This window comes from Pseudoalteromonas sp. S1608 (genome assembly GCF_005887265.1).
GTDB classification, from domain to species: Bacteria; Pseudomonadota; Gammaproteobacteria; order Enterobacterales; family Alteromonadaceae; genus Pseudoalteromonas; species Pseudoalteromonas undina.
Genome location: NZ_PNDK01000047.1, coordinates 24,914 through 43,342 on the forward strand (window position 1 = coordinate 24,914; position 18,429 = coordinate 43,342).

Here is an 18,429-nt window from a genome sequence, read left to right on the forward strand (position 1 = left end):
TTATTTACCTCTTCCAAATGATTCGATGAAGTAAACTTTCCAAACCCAAACATAGCGAATTGCATGTGCGCTAATTAAAGCTGCAACACATAAGGCTGCATTATCAGGTATTACTAAAGATGCAGCATGTACAAGGTAATCAGGGGCTACTAGTGAGATACCGAGCATTAATGATTTTATGGCAGCAAAAGCGGCTACTGTTAAGGCGACTAAAGCAGTAATAATAGTCAACTGCATTGCTAACTTGGTTGTCATCCACTTAGCAAAAAATGCAACTAATTGACCAAAGATGCCAGCTAGAAATGCGACTAGTGCAGGAAGGCGCATAAGGTTTGCTGCACCCGTGATTATTGGTAGTAAAAATGCTGGCATTTTATCTCCTAATTAAAAGAAACTTGTTTGTGTTTGTGCACTACGAGGAGTGATACCCGACATCAAAATAGTTATTAATTTTAAAATCGTATATAAACCAAGTAGCCATCCAAAAAGTGATTTGAATTTGTCTGAGAACTCACACGTAATAAAGTATTGTTTGCCATCACGTTCATATAAAAGTAAAGGTATGCAGGTACTTGCAGAGGGTAAGAATGAAGTGAAATAGTTCATAAATTCAGATAATGCAGACTCATTCATTTCAGAGCCTAAGGGCGAACCATCCTTAATTTCGTTAATTTGAGTTTCAAAATAATCAGTGTACTCAGACATCAAACCATCAAAGAATCCATCCACTTCATTCAATGTATTCTCTATTTGCTCGGACGTTAAACCGTGCGGTGTCTCACAATGGTTATTTTCAGGTGTAGGTTCACACTCAGCAGGGCATGAGTTGGCTTCAGAGGGGATGCACTTTTGGGTGTTTTCTTCTATTTTTGCAAGTATTGCATTAGTTTGGCCTAGTTTAGAGTTAGTTTTACCTAGCTTAGAGTTAGTTTCATCCACGTAAAAATTGAGAGCTATGGTCTGGTTTGCAATGGCATTAACTATGCTGTCAGATTGACTTTGTGTACTTGTCTGTAAGTTTTGTATATCTCGGGAAACCGTAAAAATAGCATCTCTATTTAAAGCTGCATTTGAGTCATTAGTTTGCTTGAGTTGGTCTATTGAAAGGTTAATACTCGAAGTTTGATTTTCAATATTATCTATTATTGCTGATTTTAAGCTTTCAGATGAATCCTGTACTTGAGTTTTAATATCACCTATAGAAACGTTTAAGAGTTCAGAAGATGTTTTTTCTTGGTCTTTAAAATCCCTGATAACTTGAATTAAATCCGAATAATCAGAATCGGGCGGAGTAACTGGGTCAACTGGGTCTGGCTCTACTGGGTCGGGATCAATAGGCTCAGTTGAACAAATTTCTGTAGCAAGCTTATAGGAACCATCGGAGCATTGTTGTAAATCAGGTCTATCACAATTTGGGTAGCCTAATAAATCAGGGGGAAATCCATCAGGGCAATTTTCAACGGGAGCAGTACCGCAAAGTGTTGGGTCTATGACTTGGCATGACTCAGTTGTTAGGTTAAACGAGTAATTAGTGGGGCAGTTTTTGTTTCTATTATATTTATAACCACAGGCTCGTTGTTGTGTATCACCATTTACAGGTAAACGCTCATATGTCCATATTCTAAAATTCCCAAAACTGCTAGGACAAGACTCTAGCAGACTCCAATAGGCTTCTACCACTTGAAAGCGAGCAGTGTAGTCATTTGTAGGCTTAAAGATAATAATGCTATCAGCTGAATATGCTTGATAAAAAAAATCAAAATCGGGGAGTGTTATTTGTGGGTTATCTAATGGTTCAGCAGTAGCGGGGCATTCTTGAGAAATGGAGCGAAAGCTAATAAACAAAAATAAAACAACTAGGTTTTTCATATCAGAGCCTTGGAAAAGGCCAACTTTTAATTGGCCTTGTAATGCAAGTTATTAATTAAGTAGCGCTCTTAGAAAAGCGTTTGAATAATTTAATTAAAATAAATGCTCCAACAATCACAGGAACTACAGTCCATGCCAATGTTTCAAGCTCAGTAATTTGAGCTAAAAAATTAGTGAATGCTGTAGTAATACCGGGTGGTAACGCTGATTCAGCAAAAGCTGAACTTGATACCAGTAATGAACTTACAATCCCAGCTTTGACAAGCTTGTTTTTTAAAATATGTTTTTTCATGATGTAGAAACCTCAATCATCCTTTCAAAGTACTTAGGTAAAGCGCCAAATACCCAACCTAGGGCAAAAGCACCGATAAAATAAGAAGACAAAGTAATCACCTTTGACCCCCTTTAATTGCGCCTAGGCCAAAACAAATAGCCAAGGTTGCGCAAAAGATCGCGTCATAGATAAGACGCATATTCAGTATTAACTCGTTAAATTGCTCAGGGCTCATTTCCATGACAATCAGCCTTTTGGTTGCTCTGTATCAGCAATCGAATTTAGTCGGAAACCCTTCCATTCCATTTGGCGAGCTACGTTAGCGCCTTCGTAGTATTCAAGATTTAGTAAAACTGGTTTTAAGCCCCAACCGCTCGGGTCTGATTGCAGCTTTTCTAATAGTTTGTAAACACCACTTTCAACTTGGTCAGGCGTTACCTTTACACTCCAAATGCTTGCAGGGCTTTTTGTATGGAACTTAAATTCACCTGCCATAGGCAAGGGAACACCTTTGTCATCCGTTTTGTTTACGAGTTTTAGATCTGTTATTGCACCTTCGATGCTAGCCATAGTTATTGCTCCTTTGAGTAGTCTTCTATTAATTGTTTCTGTGAAGTTATTAAATCTATAATTTGCTGCTGATAATCCATAAATTGCCTCAGGTTACACTTAATGACACAAGTCCAAGGGCGCGACTTCGTCGCTTGAAACATTAGAAGCCAAAGCTTCGTAGTCCATGAATAAGCACATGTTTTGGTAGTCTTCGATAGCACAAGATTCTAGGAACTGCATATCTTCCTCACTAGGTGCAAATAAACGGCCGTCATCGTGCCAACCTTGTATTTGTTCAGATACACCGCACATGATTTTGCGCTGTGCTTTAAGGTCAGTTTCAGTGAGTATTTGAGTAGTTCCACGGCGAGTGATTACTACAACAGCATCCCATGCAACGCCTAAAATCCGGTTAGCTGGCTGGTCTCCATATTTTGTAGCGAAGTAAGGTGACTTTGATTCTGAGCGACTAATTTCACCTGTAATACGGTCAACAATATCGGGTAGCTGATAATGGATGCGAAGCGTTTGGTCTTTGCGTTTGACTTGTACACCACCCATAGCAAGACAAAAAGCTTTCCAGTCAGATGAGTCAGCTGCATGACGCACTTTTTCTAATGCATATTTTGAAACAGTATCTAGTGTTGTATTCATTGCGTTTGCAACCTCACATTTGCCAGTATCACCTTGGCCTAATCGTCTAAGTTCACGCCAGAGGGTGACTGAAGGGCCGCCAATTTGTTGGAATCGTCGAAGATTGAATTGATAGGCCCATGTTGATGAAGATTCCGCAGCATCAGCAGTTGATATATTTATTTCACCAGCTTGAGGACAAACGACTTTATCAATGTTATTTCCCGTAATTGCTTTGGTAATATATTTAGCAATATAACCAGCAGCAGAGCCTTTATTTTTATTAATCCTAATTGCTTTGAAGCGGGTACTGCTTGTTCTAAATTCATTAGGGCTATCTTCCGTACACAGCTTTTTCATAATTGTACGAACCTGAATAGCATCACCTTTTTCCATAAATAGAAGCATGTGCCAATGTGGACAACCGTCATGATGTGGTTCAACTACTCGAAACCCATAAGGGCGTATGTTTTGCTTTGAAAATAAGGCGCGAGCACGTTTCCATATATTGTTGAAATACTCTTGTGTATCTCTTGGGCTCAAGAAATCATATTTATTATTGGGTATGCCAGTGTAGTGAACTGCGTGATAGCGACTAGGAGCTGACAGTGTGTAAAACTCACCGCGGTGGCCGTACATATCAGCTAGCTCTTCAAATCCTCGAATGCGTACCATAAGCTCGGCAGCTTGCTGTTTACCCGATGTATGTGAACGTTCAATAATTGATTGTAGTGTTTCAAATTCATCAAAAGGGTTTGCACCATCTGGTACTGCAAATAAATTTGACATTAATTCAGCTGACTTGCGTTTACGCTCTCGACGCTTACGAATTGAATAATTGGAAACATATGGGCTTGCTTTTTTATGAACAAGTCGTAAATCACGAGCTAATTGCTCAACAGTAAATGCCTGAATTTTGCGTAATTTACGGCGCCAAAAAATTGGGTCAGCAAATCTGTTTAATACACCTTTAAGTGAGTCAGCGGCTAAGTAAGTACAAAAAGGGGAGGCTAATTCAGGAGGTTGTATATCAAAAGAGGTTAAGTATTCAGAAAGCAGTTTATAAATACATAATTTATAACCGTGTTTGCTAATTTTTAGCTCACAGTAACGCGCTTTTTGCTCAGCAATTACTATTAATTCATCATCAGAGCATGATAAATTTATATGCCCATATTTGAAATTACCAATGGTTAAAACCTTATCGGCTGCTTTTAAACGTTTATTTGCCTCTGCTAAATCGTTAAATTTTTCAGCAAGGAAATAACCAGTACTCAGCATGTGGGCAAGGTTTGAATGACGTTCAAAAATGCGATTTCGCCAAGCTTCAAAATCAAAAAAGCGTTCTTTCATTGGTTTTGATACATTTTCAAATATATCTTTGGCAGTGCAAGAAGGACGCAAACCAGCAGTTAAATTAATTGCTGTATTGAGCGGAAATATTTCAGAGTATTGTTCAGCTGATAAAGTTGGCATGTCTAAACCTGCTTATCTGAGGTTAAGGTCACATCAATATTTGCTGCTTTGGCTGCTTCGGCATAAAGCGCAATCATGTTGATGTATTTTTTTACTTTTGCAGGATTTTCATTTGGCGAGCAGGGAGGTGTATAAATTGGCAATCTTCCTGTATATGCGGCATTAACAACGTCTTTAACTGTTAGCCCCTGTAGGCGTGCATATTCTTGATATGTCAAAATAGGGGCTGGAATAGATAAAATTAATTGGTTGCTCATGCTATATTATCTTTAAGAGTGTTAATTCAATAAAAAATAGCGTAAACCCATTTTATATATCGGTCAAACGGTTTTTTGTATGGGTTTTGGTTTGTAGGTATCCAAAATGCAAAAAGATTCTAAAGAAGTGTTTGAAACTATTAGGGTTCTATATGGTTTTAAAAACTTAACTGAGTTATCAATTTATTTTGAAAAGAATGGTAACTGGGCCGCGCAAATGGCAAAAAAGGGATCAATTCCATTTCCTCAGTGTGTTCAGGCCTCGATAGAAAAGAAAGTTTCAATGGATTGGCTATTGTTTAGTGAAAGTAAACCTGTATTTGATAGAAAGGCGTTGATTAACGAGGTTAAAGAGGGATTGTATGAAAGTAATGAACTTGGAATACTGCCTGAGCTAAATGAAGATAGGCTAGTTACTACATCAGCGATAATTGTCAAAAGAATAGAAAAAATGCAGCATTAAAGCTGCATTTTAGTCATTGTCTAACAACAGTTTGAAATAAAACCTTGTCATCTTTTGCCTGTTTTAATCCGCCCGTTTTAATATACGCAACTATTGTCACCTGATTGCAATCAACACCTGAACAAATCGTAACCTCTGAAATGTAAGTGATAAAGTCATCAATATTTGGCGGCTTTAATCGGATTGATTTCCTGTAAGAGTTTTCCTTATTCCTGAAATTTAACAGGTTGCAAGCAGGGCAAATAAATGTGTTTGTACTCACGATAATTTTAGCTCAGGGATATGATTTTCAGTTTCACATCGTTCTAAATATAGAGCTAATCGATCATCCCACTTTTGCTTTTCATCAAAGCGTTCATTTAATGGCAGTTGCTTTATATTTTTGTACTGCACTAGCAGTTCGTTAGCAAGCTCTTCTAATGGTTTATTACTATCAGAGTCTATAGGGGCGAAAATGAATGGTAGCAAAAGTGAACCATACATTGCATACACCCAATATTCAGGAGGCATAATATTTCCTTTATTTATCAGAGTTAGAGTTTAGTTTTTATCAAAATTAAATTTACTTGGAGCAAAAGCAACAGAAACTAAGTTCAGCAACTTGAAAAATAAGTAATGCCCAATAAAAGTCGGGAACATGGAGCTATGGGCAGATAAGCCGACAACATTAAAATAGTATAAATATCATTCTAAAGCAAAGTTTTTTGACCCGTGGTAATTATGTTGTTAAGTTAGCTTTGTTAGAAATACAGACAACGCTTTTAAACTTACCTAGAGTTTAAAGTAAATATTTGTTGTTGACTTTTTAGGTATACGGATATATTTTTAATGGGCAAACAACAAACGATTTTCGCTTTGTGCTTCCAACACAAAACGAATGAAAGCCGCTTTTTAGCGGTTTTTTTATGCCTTGAGAAAAGTTATGACAATCAAAAAAGTTGATGGTGGTTACAAAGTCGATATTCGACCTTGGGGTGCTGATGGCCGCAGGATTAGAAAAGTATTTCCTACACGTGGCGAGGCGCAACGGTTTGTAAATCATACTATTGCTGAGGCGGAAGATAAGCCTTGGAAACAAGAAAAAATTGATAGTCGTCACTTATCTGATTTAGTTCAGCTTTGGTACAAAGTACATGGTCAAACATATGCTTCACCGCAACGTGCTTTAGCTAAATTGGAAATGATTTGCGAAGCGCTGAACAATCCAATTGCTATGAATTTACAGGCTAAAGATTTTGTTAAATGGCGTGGTGAACGTATGTCGGGTGAAACACCAATAAGCCCAAAAACCGCAAACAACGACCTTGTCTTAATTAAAAGTATGTTCAATAAGTTAATTGAAGTAGGGGAGTTAAAATACCCTAACCCTCTGGCTGAAATTAAGCCATTCAAACTACAGCAAACAGAGCTTTCATTTTTGATGGAAGACGAAATAATTACTTTGCTAAATGAGTTAAAACGCTCTACTAACCCGCATATTTTAATCGTGTCTAAAATCTGTTTAGCTACAGGTTGTAGGATAAGTGAAGCGTGTAATTTAAAAGGTTCTCAGGTTATTAAATCAGGCGATAGCTACCGCATCACCTTTATTAATACCAAAGGTAAAAAGAACCGAACTGTACCAATTAGTGAAAAGCTGTTTAATGAGATCCCTAAAAAATCAGGGCCACTATTTGCTGATTGTAGAAAGGCGTTTGAAAGAGCGGTAAATAAAACCGATATTAATTTGCCTAAGGGGCAGTGTAGTCATGTTCTGCGGCATACTTTCGCAAGTCACTTTATGATGAACGGAGGCAATATTTTGGTACTACAGCAAATTCTTGGTCATGCAAAGATTGAGCAAACTATGGTTTACGCGCACTTTGCACCAAGTCATCTGGAAGATGCAATTAGGTTTGGCCCAAAATTCAGTCTGAAAAGGAATTAAATTAGGGTAGAACTAAATTCATCAGCAGTAGGTATGAGCCATTTTAATTTTGCTATTTATAAAAGTATTTGCAAGCTTCAGGCTATGTTAACTGGTCTAAATGTTATTCTTTGATCGCAGTCTTGTCCATCACACTGAATATCGAGTTCTACCGCAGACAACACACTATTAATACTTGAATCATCAATAAATGTAGTATGGTTACATTTTTGGCATTGAACTTGAACGCCTACTTTTTGAAGCTTAATATTTCCGCAGTGAAAAGAACCTAATAAAAGCTTGCAACAGTTTTGATTAGTACACTTGTAATGCTGCGGAGATTTTTCATTTAATATTGAGTTAGGTAATATAGTCATTTTTTCGCAATATGGGCATTTCGCTTCAACGAAAGAGCCACGAATGTATATATTTCCATTCGAGACAATATCACTTAAATTCGTGTAAATTTTTTCTATGACCTTAGCATTTTTGCCGTAATTAAGTGTATTCACTGATTTTAAGCTAGGCAAGTGTAAAAAATTGCCAAGGGTGTTATACATCTTATTCAGCTCGCTAATTTTAAATACTCTCTGATTACCGATGCTTTTATAACTAAGTGTTTTAGGGTCTTCTGAGCCATCACCTTTAGCCCAAGAAATATCCAATGATTTATTAGCTTTTTCATCGAAACTGCATAGTAGCTTAAAACTTTTGTTTGGTTGCCATGTTTCAATTACTTGCTGTGGGACTTTATTACCATAGCTCTCAATTTGTTTATAAACTATTGCTTCTATAGCAAATCTTAATTCGAGAACTGCATAGTTAAAGGCTTTTTCATCGCCAATAAGGCTAATATAATTGTCAAGGTGTCTTTTAGGGGAGTAAGATTTTAATGAAGACATAAGTTAATTAATTCTCTTCAATAATTGCCGGAGTGCCAATATAAGTAACGTATAAAAAAGTACCATTGCTGAATTGTTGTGATGATGTTGATATTTGAACACCTAATATAGCATTAGATTCACGTGGTGCACTATTTACAAAAGCATCTATAACATCTTGATATTCATTCTTATTTCGTTCCAACATTCCGCGAAGTAAGCCTTTGTGTGATACTTCAACAGTGCCCGTATATTGAATGATTCCAAAAGTTTCTTTTACAATAAAACCTTCAGGTAAATTATCTGTTGTAAACATTGTTTTGCTCATGTCAATTCCTTTGATGTGTAATTAATTACCAGTTAAAAAATAAAATAATGCTTAAGTTACGTTTTTATTATGTCCACATATTGCCCAAATTCTATAGATTAGACAAGACTATATAAGTTACCATAAGTAGCTAAAACATTGATTATCAATTAAGTTGTTGTTTTTATTGATGGCCTGTAACAATCGAGGCTTTTCGGACGGGGGTTCAAATCCCCCCAGCTCCACCAATAACGGTTTTTAAATTCGTTTGTTTAAAAACCCTAAAAAACCCGCAACTTGAGCAATCAAGCTGCGGGTTTTTTTATGGCTAAAATGATTGAATTTATTGTGCTTTGATTTATCTTGCGTTGACCGTTGACCGTTGACCGCTGACCCCGAACCCTACAACTAATAGACTAGTCGCTTACTTACCTATTTTTTGTATTATGAGTCAATGATTAACAGCGGGCATAGATATGGATATTTTTACAGCTGAACAGATTTCCCCTTTAATTTCGCTGTTACTCATTGTACTGGCGGGGTTTACTTCGTTTGTATCGGCGGCTTTTGGTGCGGGCGGTGGTTTAATGCTGTTGGTGGTAATGGCGTCGGTTATGCCTATGGCGGTGGTGGTGCCGGTTCATGGTTTAGTGCAGTTGGGCTCTAATGCCAATCGGTTGTTGTTAAGTATTGCCCATCTTGATAAGCCGATGTTGTTGTATTTTACTCTGGGTGGATTAATTGGTGCGGGATTATCAAGCCAAGTAGTAAGCGATATTAATCTTGATAGCATGAAGCTGTTTGTGGCTTTATTTGTGATTTATTTATTGTGGGGAACAATTCCTGAATTTAATAAAGACTCACGATTAGGGCGCTTACTAGCGGGCTTAGTAACCGCATTTATCTCGACTTTTGTCGGAGCAAGTGGGCCTTTGGTAGCGAGTTATTTACACATTAATCATTACGATAAGCTTAAATTTACCGCGACTTTTTCAAGTATTATGACCTTGCAGCATAGTTTAAAAGCCGTTGTTTATGCGGGGCTTGGCTTTAGCTTTTGGCAATGGTTGCCGTTAACACTAGCGATGATTTTAAGCGGAGCCATTGGCACATGGTTAGGGATTAAGTTACTTAAGCGGTTATCGGTGGCGCGTTTTAGGGTTATTTTTAAAGTGATTTTAACCCTGCTTGCCATACAGCTTGCATGGCAAGGGATGAATGCAATGCTTATTTAATAGCGGCTTTTATTGGTTTGTCGCCATCAAATACTTCAAATATGCAGCGATTGCTGCCTTGCTCTGTGGCAATAGTAAATAAAACATGGGCTACGTTTTCACGGCTAATGATTGCTTTATCGCGATCTTTGGGACGTTCGGTAGAAATAAGTTTTGAGGCATTCTCATTTGTGAGTGAGCCTGGACGTACAATCGTATAATTGAGCCCGCTATTAATTAAATGCCTATCTGCCATATGCTTAGCTACTAAATAGGGTTTTAAATCGCTTTGAATTGCATCTGGATCGTCAGCACCAATAGAGCTCACCATTGTAAAGTGCTTAGCGGCATGCTCTTTTGCGTAATTAATGGCTTTGGTGGCGGCCCATAAATCAATAAGTAAGGTTTTATCTGCGCCGGTGTTCCCGCCTGAGCCTGCGGCAAAAATGATATGGTCGCAACCGTGCAGCGCATCGCTAAAATCATTTTCTAAATCTTGCTCTACGATTGTTAAATAGTCGCTATTTAAGTCATCTAATTTACTTTTGTCACGTACTAAAGCCACTACAGGATGTTGGCGTTCAAGCAATAGTTTGGTGGTTAGTTTACCAATCTGCCCACTTGCGCCAATAATTAAAGTCTTACTCATAATTAATTCCTTCTCAATATAGTGTAAAGATTGTTCGTACAAACAGACCTTGGGGTAGGGAATTATTTTTAAAGGGTAAATGGGATTTAAATGAGCTTATTTAAAAAAACATATTAGTTAAAAAGTCATTACTTAACTGAGTATTAAAATTAGCTGCTTTTAAGATGTTTTTTAGAACTTTCACTCGATCATTATACTTACTTCGGTTACATAGTTACGATGGTATAAGCTAATACCTACATTGCGTTCTTGATAATTACAATAAAGGGTTTTGTAGGTATTACTACCTTTAAATTTTATTGCGAATAAGGTCTCGAACAATAAAACGTCCTGGGTGAATTGCTTGGCTTACACGCTCGCTTAGTGGGCGAGGTTCATTGTTTAAACTACTAATTAAGTGCTCGGCAGATAGCGGTGCACTGCATAATGCTCGCGCACCAAAGCCGGTAAAAATATGTAGGCCCTGTTGTGTTTTTTCTAACGGCTGATATTGATAGCGCTTGCCTAAACGTAAATTAGCAAATGCATGTGTATAATCAGTTTGCTCCACCCATTCACCAGCCATAGGTAAGTGGTCAATAAAACTACAGCGAACAGCGGCTTTGGCTGAGCTAATATCGCCTAAGCTAGTGGCAAATTCAGTGTTGTTATAAAAACTCAGTAATTGTTCACGGTTAGTGTGGTTGTCTTGCTCGGTCACTTCACGGCTCTTACTATTTTTTTCAAAGGTGGCGCCCATACAATGATGATCTAAATAAGCGGGAGTAAAATAGCCTTTGTGACACAACACAGTATTAAGTTTACGTGATTGCTCGCTTGCCTGAACATGTGACACTTGGCCGCGAACGCCAACAATGGGAAGTGTTTTAGTTTGCGTAAATGCATCACTGTGCTCACCAGTACAAATAATTACATCGCTAAAGGGGCCAAATGTTTTCTTTTGCGTGGTTAAGTACCAACCATCGGGTTGTTTATTAAATTGCTCAATATGGCAGTTAAATAGGCTTTCAAACGAATTTAATTGTTGTGCGGCATCTAACATTGCACAGACTAGCTGCGGGGGATTAACCCAGCCGCCTTGTTCAAAAAACACCCCTGAGTAACCTGTTTTAACCCCAGCGATAGCATCACCCTCATTAGCAGTCACATTTCGCATAAGCTGCTCTGGCCACAGTTGTTTATCAGCGAGGTTCTGATGGCGATCTGCCAATGGCTGTTTTACTGCATGTTGTAATACACCACACCACTGGTGATCAAACAAAAAGCCATTGTTGAGTAATTGATTATAAAGCCGCTTTGCGTATAAAAAACTGTGGGCAAATAATTCACTATGTGGCGAGTTTTTTGCCTGTAAGTGTGGATACACAGCCCCTTGCACATTGTGCGATGCACCCATTGCGGGTTTTTCATCTTGGCAAAATAAGTGGCTTTTTATCCCACGCTTTGCGAGGCTATAAAGTATGCAACTGCTCGCTATACCACCGCCAATAACAGCCACACTTGAAAGCGGTGAGGGGTGATGCTCAAAATAGGCGGGAGCTGATTGTTTTGGGTTGGCTTGAGCAAGTGTGCCAATTAGCATCTCACGCTTTCGGCCAAAGCCTTTGGCTTTTTGCATGCTAAAGCCTGCCTCGTTTAGTCCTCTGCGCACAAAGCCCGCAGCGGTAAACGTGGCTAATGTGGCATTGCTTCTGGAAATATCAACCATGGCGTTAAATACACTTTGCTGCCACATATCGGGGTTTTTACTTGGCGCAAAGCCATCTAAAAACCACGCATCAACCAGCCCACTTTGTGGGTAGCTCATGCTATTAATACATTCCAGTACGTCGCCAAAGTAGAGGTCGAGGATTACACGGCCATTGGCAAATTCAAGTCGGTGGCAGCCATTTAAATTAATCGGGTAGTGGGTAACGAGTTGGTCGCTTAAATGGCTTAAACTAGGCCAAGCTTGCAAGGCTTGTTTTAAATCATTTACGCTAAGTGGATATTTTTCAAAAGAAATAAAATGTAATCGCTGCACTTTATTTGGTTGTTCATTTTGAACTTGTAGGCACTGTAAGTGGTCAGAAAACTGCAGCCATGCATTCAAAAAGTTAAGCCCAGTACCAAAACCGGTTTCGGCGATAACAAAGTGTTCACGGTCATGATTTTGTAACCGTGTATCTATACTGTTTTGTTGATAAAACACATAATGCGATTCAGCAAGGCCGTCGTCATTAGAAAAATAAACATCGTCAAAGTCATTGGCAACTGGTGTGCCTAAGTCGTTAAAGTGTATATGGGCGTTTTTTATCATGACCAATTCAATTTATAGATAATTTTTTAATTATTTTACGTGTTTTCTTTGAAATAGTCTGGCGTTATTTATAAGCTGTAGCTTCAGAGTACAAGTGTACGCTAGAAAGCTGACCACTTAGATGATTAAATTCGCGTAAAATAGAACACAATTGAGTATTAAGCTAAGGGAATTACCCATGAGAAGAGCCGTAATAACAGGCATCGGTGTTGTATCAAGCATCGGCAATAATAAACAAGAAGTATTAGAGTCACTAAAAGCGGGTAAAAGTGGTATTGCTTTTAATCAAGAATTTGCTGATTACAAATTGCGTAGCAATGTATCAGGTAAAATTGATATTGATGTTAAAGAGCATGTTGATCGTAAAGCAATGCGCTTTATGGGCGATGCGGCGGCTTACTCTTATATTTCAATGGCGCAAGCGATTGAAGATGCGGGTCTTAGCGACGAGCAAGTATCAAACGAGCGTACTGGTTTATTAGTTGGCTCTGGTGGTGGTTCATCAAAATGGCAAGTAGAAGCGGCTGATATTCTTCGTGAAAAAGGCGTTAAGCGCGTTGGCCCTTACATGGTGCCACGTACTATGGCAAGTACCACCTCTGCATGTTTAGCAACGCCGTTTAAAATTAAAGGTGTTAACTATTCAATTAGTTCTGCGTGTGCGACTTCTGCGCATTGTATTGGCCACGCGGTGGAACAAATTCAATTAGGCAAACAAGACGTTATTTTTGCAGGCGGCGGTGAAGAGCTTCACTGGACGTTAGCAATGGAATTTGACGCTATGGGCGCGCTTTCTACTAAATACAACGACACACCTGAAAAAGCATCACGTACTTATGATGCAAACCGCGATGGTTTTGTAATTTCAGCTGGTGGCGGTATTGTGGTAGTTGAAGAACTTGAACATGCACTTGCTCGTGGCGCGCATATTTACGCTGAAATTACCGGTTACGGCGCAACCTCAGATGGTTACGACATGGTTGCCCCATCGGGCGAGGGTGCAGCACGTTGTATGCGCCAAGCTATGCAAAACGTTGACAGCATTGATTACTTAAATACCCACGGTACATCTACACCAGTAGGTGATGTTAAAGAGCTAGGCGCTATTCAAGAAGTATTTGGTGGTAACTCACCAATGATCAGTGCCACTAAAGCAATGACAGGCCATGCATTGGGTGCGGCTGGCGTACACGAAGCTATCTTTTCATTACTCATGCTTGAGCACGGTTTTGTTGCGCCATCTATCAATATTGATGAGTTAGATGAACAAGCGGCAGGCTTGAATATTGTGACTGAAGCAAAAGACGTTGAACTAAACACGGTTATGTCTAACAGCTTTGGTTTTGGCGGTACTAATGCCACGCTAGTAATGAGCAAATACAAAGGTTAAGTTAATCGTTAACTATTTTAAAGCCGAGCAAAATGCTCGGCTTTTTCGTTTGTGCTAATAGGGGGTTGTTCGTTACAATAGCGCCTCATTTCGCCAAACGGACTCACAATGAAAATTCTTGCCGATCAAAATATGCCTTTAGTTGAGCAATTCTTTAAAGATATGGGTGAGGTTGAACGATTTGATGGCAGGCAATTAACCCCTGAACAACTTATCGATGTTGATGTACTGCTTACCCGCTCAGTTACTCAAGTTAACAGTGAACTATTAGCACAGGCGAATAAACTAAGCTTTGTAGGTACCGCCACGATTGGTGTTGATCATATTGATACTGATTTGCTCAGTGCTAACAATATCGGCTTTACCAGTGCGCCTGGCTGTAATGCCATTGCCGTAGCTGAGTATGTAATAAGTAGCTTATTTGCATTAAGCCAAGAAAATGCCAGTCCGTTAAGTGGTAAAACAATCGGTATTGTGGGTGTAGGTAATATTGGCAGTTGTTTAGCGCAAAAGTTAAAAGCACTGAACGTTAATTTACTATTGTGCGATCCAATTAAGCATGAGCAAGGGCTATTAACCGAGCATGTTGAGCTTGATGAGCTATTAGCGCAGTCAGATATTGTTACTTTTCATGTGCCGTTGATTAAAACGGGTAGGCACAAAACCCTGCACATGCTTGATAAAACACGCTTAACTAAACTTAAATCTGGGTTAACGTTAATAAACGCCAGCCGAGGTGATGTAATTGACAATCAAGCCTTACTTGAAGTGATGCAAGCCGGAGCAGAACTCGATTTAGTGCTGGATGTTTGGGAAAATGAACCTAATATTTTAACTGAATTACTGGAGCACGTGCGCTATGCCAGTGTTCACATTGCAGGGCATACCCTTGAAGGTAAAGCGCGAGGTACACAAATGTTGTACCAGCGCTTATGTGAGCTCAAAGGGGTTAACGCAGTAAAATCGCTTGATGATTTTTTACCGCCTCCTGCGATTAAAAAAGTCACCCTAGAAAGCAGTTTTAGCGAAACAGATATAGCCCGTTTAGTGCATTTAGTTTATGACGTACGCCGTGATGATGGCATTTTACTACGTCACTTGGCCGATGAAGGCTTTGACAGCTTACGAAAAAACTACCCAACCCGCCGTGAGTTTAGCACTGTGATGGTTGAAGGTGATAACACCGAGCTTGCTGCACTCGCCCAGCTTGGCTTTACCACAGTAAACTAATTTAATTAGCGCGGTTGTTTTAACCGTGCTTACAGAGGATGAAATATGTCGCAAAAATATAACGTTGCCGTACTCGGCGCTACCGGCCTTGTTGGTCGTCAAATCATTGAAACTTTGGAAGATCGTAAATTTCCGGTCGATCAGCTGTTTTTATTAGCAAGCAGCCGAAGTGCTGGCGAAGATATAAAGTTTCGTGGTGAGAGCATAGAAGTACGTGATGTTGAAGGCTTTGATTTTAGCCAAGCGCATATCGGCTTATTTTCAGCAGGTGGCAGTGTGTCTGAAAAGTACGCCCCGATTGCTGCAGACGCAGGCTGTATTGTTATTGATAATACCTCACACTTTAGAAATGACTTTGAAGTGCCGCTAATTGTGCCAGAAGTGAATGCAGCGAGTTTAGCCGATTTTAGAAACCGTAATATAATCGCTAATCCTAATTGTTCAACTATTCAAATGATGCTCGCGCTTAAACCTATTTATGATGCCTACGGTATTGATCGTATTAACGTTTCAACCTACCAAGCAGTGTCGGGTGCAGGCAAAGAAGCGGTTGATGAACTGGCAAAACAAACAGCTAACTTAATGAATGCACGTCCAATGGAAAACGACATTTTTCCTAAGCAAATTGCGTTTAATGTTATTCCGCAAATCGATAGCTTTGAAGACAATGGCTACACACGCGAAGAAATGAAAATGGTAAACGAAACGCATAAAATTTTAGGCGATACCACCATTGCAGTAAACCCGACCTGCGTTCGTGTACCGGTGTTCTTTGGTCATTCTGAATCAATTAATATAGAAACGCGCATGCCTTATGACTTTGAGCATGTGAAGCAATTATTGAGCGATGCACCGGGTGTTGAGCTAATTGATGATGCGGGTGATTACCCAACGGCTGTCTCTGATGCCAGTGGTAACGACACTGTTTACATTGGCCGTTTACGTGCCGATATTTCACACCCACATGGATTAAATATGTGGGTAGTAAGTGATAACACCCGTAAAGGGGCAGCAACCAACAGTGTGCAAATAGCAGAAGAACTGATTGCTAATTATATGTAATTAGCCAGAATACAGTGATAATCCAATAAACGGCAAACCAAAGTGGCTTGCCGTTTTTTTGTGCTTAAATTGCCATTTTTTTGCCACTTATAAACAACAGTAGTGTAAACACTTTGATAAACAACATAAAAATATTTTTATCTTGATGTTTAAGGTATTTATTTTCAATGCGTTGCGATGGATATTATGGCTTAACTGGTTTATAGTTTGTAACTGGAATAGAGCTTGCAATAAAAATAGATTGTAATAAAAATGTGCGTTAGCCACGTGGTTAACAACGGCAAGAATAATCAATGTTTAAGCGCCAATTGAAAGCGCTGTGTTAACATTTAAACATTAAAGGATCAGCATGCGCGGTTTCGTTTCACTTATTATATTAGCGTCTGCACTGATGGTAACGACTGTTTACTCTCAAGACAGTACCCAATTAAGAGGGCCCAAAGGCGCAGATTACGGCGCACAGGGGCGTTCTATTGGGCCAATAAAACCAACCGATACACTTTGGCGCATTGCCGTTAAGGTTCGTCCCGATAATTCAGTTAGCATTTACCAAGTTATGCAGGCCTTGTATAACAAAAACCCCAACTCATTTTTAGAACAAAATTTAAATCACATGCGAAGCGGTTCTTATTTAAAGATACCTACTTTGGCAGAAATTAGACGAGTAAACCCGCAATTAGCTAAGCAACGCTCTGAGCAAGATGATGACCTGTGGGAAAAAAAGAAAAATGGTACGCTTACTCAAGCAGAAATTAATTCAGCACAAACACAAGTCACGCAAGCTCGCAAAGCTGATGTTGATGAAGCTAAAAAAGAGTTACAACAAGAATTAAAAGCGATAAAAACAGACCAAGGTAATAAATTAGTTGAGCTTCAGCAGCAGTTTAAAAGTTCAGTTAGCAACGTAGAAGAGATCTTAGTTGAAAACAACAACCTAAAAAAACAGCTTACAGGTATTTCAAACGAGTTAGAAAACGTTCGCTTACAGCTTGGTCAAGACAGTGAAATACAGCAACAGTTAAAAGAATTAATCCTTAAGCAAAATGAGATTATTGCGCAGCAAAAATTAAAAGAGGTAGAGCAAGAGAGTGAATTTAGCTTTGCCGCGCTACTTTCGAATCCTTTAGTGCTGATTTTATTAATGACCATTCCGGCTTTATTGATCATTTTTGCCGTTGTTATGTGGTTGCGTAAGCGAAGTAATAATCAAGAGCCTGAAAGTGACGATGATGAGTTTATTCCACAAGCACCTGCTTTTACTGATCCTATAGATGAAGTGCCAGAGCCCACTCTTGATGAAGCGCCAGCCCCCGATCCACTTGATGATATAAGTGTGCAACTAGACGATAACATGGATGACGTGTTACTCGATGATGATGTTGATTTAAACGATGATCTCGATGACGACAGTCTTCTAGATCAAGATGAGTTAGAAAGCTTACTCAGTGATGATGTTGTTTTTGAAGACGAAAATACCGAAGACGATGAACTTGATGTTTTCATGCAACAAGACTTTGATAGCTCAGATGAAGATGACACGGGCGATACAATTAATCTTGACGAATCGGATGATATTTTAAGTTCAGATGACTTAGATAGCCTGTTTGACGAAGAAGACGACGATGCTCTGCCAGATGAACCTAAAGGTGAATCGAATGATGATATGGCAGCACTTAGTGAAGAACTTGCTGAAGAGGGCGAAGACTTTAACATTGACGACTTGCTTGATGAGAATAATGAACAAGCAGATGATGTAACAGCACAAGCTGATGATGGCGAGTTTGATATAGACAGTTTACTCGATGCTGAGCAACCAGCTACTGAAGATCAAAGCGAAGAGCCAGATATCGACAGCTTAGTTGATGAAGACGATGAAGTTGATATTGATGAATTGCTCGATGCTGAGCAACCGGATACTGAAACTGCAACGCAAGAGCCAGACATCGACAGCTAATTCGGACGAGAGG

The 18,429-nt window shown here is 39.2% G+C and carries 19 protein-coding genes; 7 read left to right on the forward strand and 12 right to left on the reverse strand.

Annotation, left to right across the window (positions count from 1 at the left end; genetic code table 11):
• The 7 genes from CWB75_RS16155 to CWB75_RS16180 all read right to left on the reverse strand — a co-directional run bounded on the left by CWB75_RS16155 (position 1) and on the right by CWB75_RS16180 (position 5,061).
• Positions 1-372 (reverse strand): DUF5455 family protein, encoded by a 372-nt coding sequence (locus tag CWB75_RS16155; RefSeq protein ID WP_138571183.1) that lies wholly within the window; start codon positions 370-372, stop codon positions 1-3.
• A gap of 12 nt (positions 373-384) precedes the next feature.
• Complete coding sequence (locus CWB75_RS16160; protein ID WP_138571184.1) at positions 385-1,869, reverse strand: hypothetical protein; 1,485 nt, start codon at positions 1,867-1,869, stop codon at positions 385-387.
• A 55-nt stretch (positions 1,870-1,924) separates the two neighbouring features.
• A complete protein-coding gene (locus tag CWB75_RS16165; protein WP_138571185.1) occupies positions 1,925-2,161 on the reverse strand; it encodes a major coat protein in 237 nt (78 codons plus the stop codon).
• Between the two features lie 97 nt (positions 2,162-2,258).
• On the reverse strand, positions 2,259-2,384 hold the full coding sequence (locus CWB75_RS19350; RefSeq protein WP_502704785.1) for a tail virion protein G7P-2: 126 nt from the start codon (positions 2,382-2,384) through the stop codon (positions 2,259-2,261).
• Positions 2,385-2,389: 5 nt separating this feature from the next.
• Entirely contained in the window at positions 2,390-2,713 is a 324-nt protein-coding gene (locus CWB75_RS16170; protein WP_138571186.1) for a hypothetical protein, read from the reverse strand.
• A gap of 99 nt (positions 2,714-2,812) precedes the next feature.
• Positions 2,813-4,804 (reverse strand): replication endonuclease, encoded by a 1,992-nt coding sequence (locus tag CWB75_RS16175; protein WP_138571187.1) that lies wholly within the window; start codon positions 4,802-4,804, stop codon positions 2,813-2,815.
• A 2-nt stretch (positions 4,805-4,806) separates the two neighbouring features.
• Positions 4,807-5,061 (reverse strand): DNA-binding protein, encoded by a 255-nt coding sequence (locus tag CWB75_RS16180; RefSeq protein ID WP_138571188.1) that lies wholly within the window; start codon positions 5,059-5,061, stop codon positions 4,807-4,809.
• Positions 5,062-5,167: 106 nt separating this feature from the next.
• Here CWB75_RS16180 and CWB75_RS16185 point away from each other — a divergent pair, with 106 nt between their 5' ends.
• Positions 5,168-5,524 carry a bacteriophage CI repressor gene (locus tag CWB75_RS16185; protein ID WP_138571189.1) on the forward strand — a complete coding sequence of 119 codons (357 nt, stop codon included), beginning with the start codon at positions 5,168-5,170 and terminating at the stop codon, positions 5,522-5,524.
• A 258-nt stretch (positions 5,525-5,782) separates the two neighbouring features.
• Here the strand turns inward: CWB75_RS16185 and CWB75_RS16190 are convergent, their stop codons facing one another.
• A complete protein-coding gene (locus tag CWB75_RS16190) occupies positions 5,783-6,034 on the reverse strand; it encodes a hypothetical protein (RefSeq protein ID WP_138571190.1) in 252 nt (83 codons plus the stop codon).
• Between the two features lie 412 nt (positions 6,035-6,446).
• On the opposite strand from CWB75_RS16190, the gene CWB75_RS16195 reads away from it, so the two are divergent.
• Positions 6,447-7,451: a phage integrase gene (locus CWB75_RS16195; protein ID WP_138571191.1), complete on the forward strand. Its 1,005-nt coding sequence runs from the start codon at positions 6,447-6,449 to the stop codon at positions 7,449-7,451.
• A gap of 77 nt (positions 7,452-7,528) precedes the next feature.
• On the opposite strand, the gene CWB75_RS16200 is transcribed toward CWB75_RS16195, so the two are convergent.
• Together CWB75_RS16200 and CWB75_RS16205 are read right to left on the reverse strand one after the other, a co-directional pair.
• Complete coding sequence (locus tag CWB75_RS16200) at positions 7,529-8,332, reverse strand: hypothetical protein (RefSeq protein WP_138571192.1); 804 nt, start codon at positions 8,330-8,332, stop codon at positions 7,529-7,531.
• Between the two features lie 7 nt (positions 8,333-8,339).
• Entirely contained in the window at positions 8,340-8,639 is a 300-nt protein-coding gene (locus CWB75_RS16205; protein WP_138571193.1) for a hypothetical protein, read from the reverse strand.
• A gap of 455 nt (positions 8,640-9,094) precedes the next feature.
• On the opposite strand from CWB75_RS16205, the gene CWB75_RS16210 reads away from it, so the two are divergent.
• The gene (locus CWB75_RS16210; RefSeq protein WP_138571194.1) at positions 9,095-9,853 is read left to right on the forward strand and encodes a sulfite exporter TauE/SafE family protein; all 759 of its coding nucleotides are present in this window, start codon (positions 9,095-9,097) and stop codon (positions 9,851-9,853) included.
• On the opposite strand, the gene CWB75_RS16215 is transcribed toward CWB75_RS16210, so the two are convergent.
• Together CWB75_RS16215 and mnmC are read right to left on the reverse strand one after the other, a co-directional pair.
• On the reverse strand, positions 9,846-10,481 hold the full coding sequence (locus tag CWB75_RS16215) for an SDR family oxidoreductase (RefSeq protein WP_075169642.1): 636 nt from the start codon (positions 10,479-10,481) through the stop codon (positions 9,846-9,848). The genes CWB75_RS16210 and CWB75_RS16215 overlap by 8 nt on opposite strands.
• A 289-nt stretch (positions 10,482-10,770) precedes the next feature.
• A complete protein-coding gene (gene mnmC / locus CWB75_RS16220; RefSeq protein ID WP_138571195.1) occupies positions 10,771-12,780 on the reverse strand; it encodes a bifunctional tRNA (5-methylaminomethyl-2-thiouridine)(34)-methyltransferase MnmC2/FAD-dependent 5-carboxymethylaminomethyl-2-thiouridine(34) oxidoreductase MnmC1 in 2,010 nt (669 codons plus the stop codon).
• Positions 12,781-12,958: 178 nt separating this feature from the next.
• On the opposite strand from mnmC, the gene fabB reads away from it, so the two are divergent.
• From fabB to CWB75_RS16245, 4 genes are all read left to right on the forward strand, one after another.
• Positions 12,959-14,170 carry a beta-ketoacyl-ACP synthase I gene (fabB, locus tag CWB75_RS16225; RefSeq protein ID WP_010388041.1) on the forward strand — a complete coding sequence of 404 codons (1,212 nt, stop codon included), beginning with the start codon at positions 12,959-12,961 and terminating at the stop codon, positions 14,168-14,170.
• Between the two features lie 108 nt (positions 14,171-14,278).
• Positions 14,279-15,400 (forward strand): 4-phosphoerythronate dehydrogenase, encoded by a 1,122-nt coding sequence (locus CWB75_RS16230; protein WP_138571196.1) that lies wholly within the window; start codon positions 14,279-14,281, stop codon positions 15,398-15,400.
• Between the two features lie 45 nt (positions 15,401-15,445).
• A complete protein-coding gene (locus CWB75_RS16235) occupies positions 15,446-16,462 on the forward strand; it encodes an aspartate-semialdehyde dehydrogenase (RefSeq protein ID WP_010388045.1) in 1,017 nt (338 codons plus the stop codon).
• A 349-nt stretch (positions 16,463-16,811) separates the two neighbouring features.
• Positions 16,812-18,416, forward strand: a complete 1,605-nt coding sequence (locus tag CWB75_RS16245) for a FimV/HubP family polar landmark protein (RefSeq protein WP_249362340.1) — start codon at positions 16,812-16,814, stop codon at positions 18,414-18,416.
• Positions 18,417-18,429: the final 13 nt, after the last annotated feature.

Coding starts and splice junctions, on each gene's coding strand:
- CWB75_RS16155 (WP_138571183.1), bottom strand. CDS start 372: ATGCCAGCATTTTTACTACCAATAATCACGGGTGCAGCAAACCTTATG.
- CWB75_RS16160 (WP_138571184.1), bottom strand. CDS start 1,869: ATGAAAAACCTAGTTGTTTTATTTTTGTTTATTAGCTTTCGCTCCATT.
- CWB75_RS16165 (WP_138571185.1), bottom strand. CDS start 2,161: ATGAAAAAACATATTTTAAAAAACAAGCTTGTCAAAGCTGGGATTGTA.
- CWB75_RS19350 (WP_502704785.1), bottom strand. CDS start 2,384: ATGGAAATGAGCCCTGAGCAATTTAACGAGTTAATACTGAATATGCGT.
- CWB75_RS16170 (WP_138571186.1), bottom strand. CDS start 2,713: ATGGCTAGCATCGAAGGTGCAATAACAGATCTAAAACTCGTAAACAAA.
- CWB75_RS16175 (WP_138571187.1), bottom strand. CDS start 4,804: ATGCCAACTTTATCAGCTGAACAATACTCTGAAATATTTCCGCTCAAT.
- CWB75_RS16180 (WP_138571188.1), bottom strand. CDS start 5,061: ATGAGCAACCAATTAATTTTATCTATTCCAGCCCCTATTTTGACATAT.
- CWB75_RS16185 (WP_138571189.1), top strand. CDS start 5,168: ATGCAAAAAGATTCTAAAGAAGTGTTTGAAACTATTAGGGTTCTATAT.
- CWB75_RS16190 (WP_138571190.1), bottom strand. CDS start 6,034: ATGCCTCCTGAATATTGGGTGTATGCAATGTATGGTTCACTTTTGCTA.
- CWB75_RS16195 (WP_138571191.1), top strand. CDS start 6,447: ATGACAATCAAAAAAGTTGATGGTGGTTACAAAGTCGATATTCGACCT.
- CWB75_RS16200 (WP_138571192.1), bottom strand. CDS start 8,332: ATGTCTTCATTAAAATCTTACTCCCCTAAAAGACACCTTGACAATTAT.
- CWB75_RS16205 (WP_138571193.1), bottom strand. CDS start 8,639: ATGAGCAAAACAATGTTTACAACAGATAATTTACCTGAAGGTTTTATT.
- CWB75_RS16210 (WP_138571194.1), top strand. CDS start 9,095: ATGGATATTTTTACAGCTGAACAGATTTCCCCTTTAATTTCGCTGTTA.
- CWB75_RS16215 (WP_075169642.1), bottom strand. CDS start 10,481: ATGAGTAAGACTTTAATTATTGGCGCAAGTGGGCAGATTGGTAAACTA.
- mnmC (WP_138571195.1), bottom strand. CDS start 12,780: ATGATAAAAAACGCCCATATACACTTTAACGACTTAGGCACACCAGTT.
- fabB (WP_010388041.1), top strand. CDS start 12,959: ATGAGAAGAGCCGTAATAACAGGCATCGGTGTTGTATCAAGCATCGGC.
- CWB75_RS16230 (WP_138571196.1), top strand. CDS start 14,279: ATGAAAATTCTTGCCGATCAAAATATGCCTTTAGTTGAGCAATTCTTT.
- CWB75_RS16235 (WP_010388045.1), top strand. CDS start 15,446: ATGTCGCAAAAATATAACGTTGCCGTACTCGGCGCTACCGGCCTTGTT.
- CWB75_RS16245 (WP_249362340.1), top strand. CDS start 16,812: ATGCGCGGTTTCGTTTCACTTATTATATTAGCGTCTGCACTGATGGTA.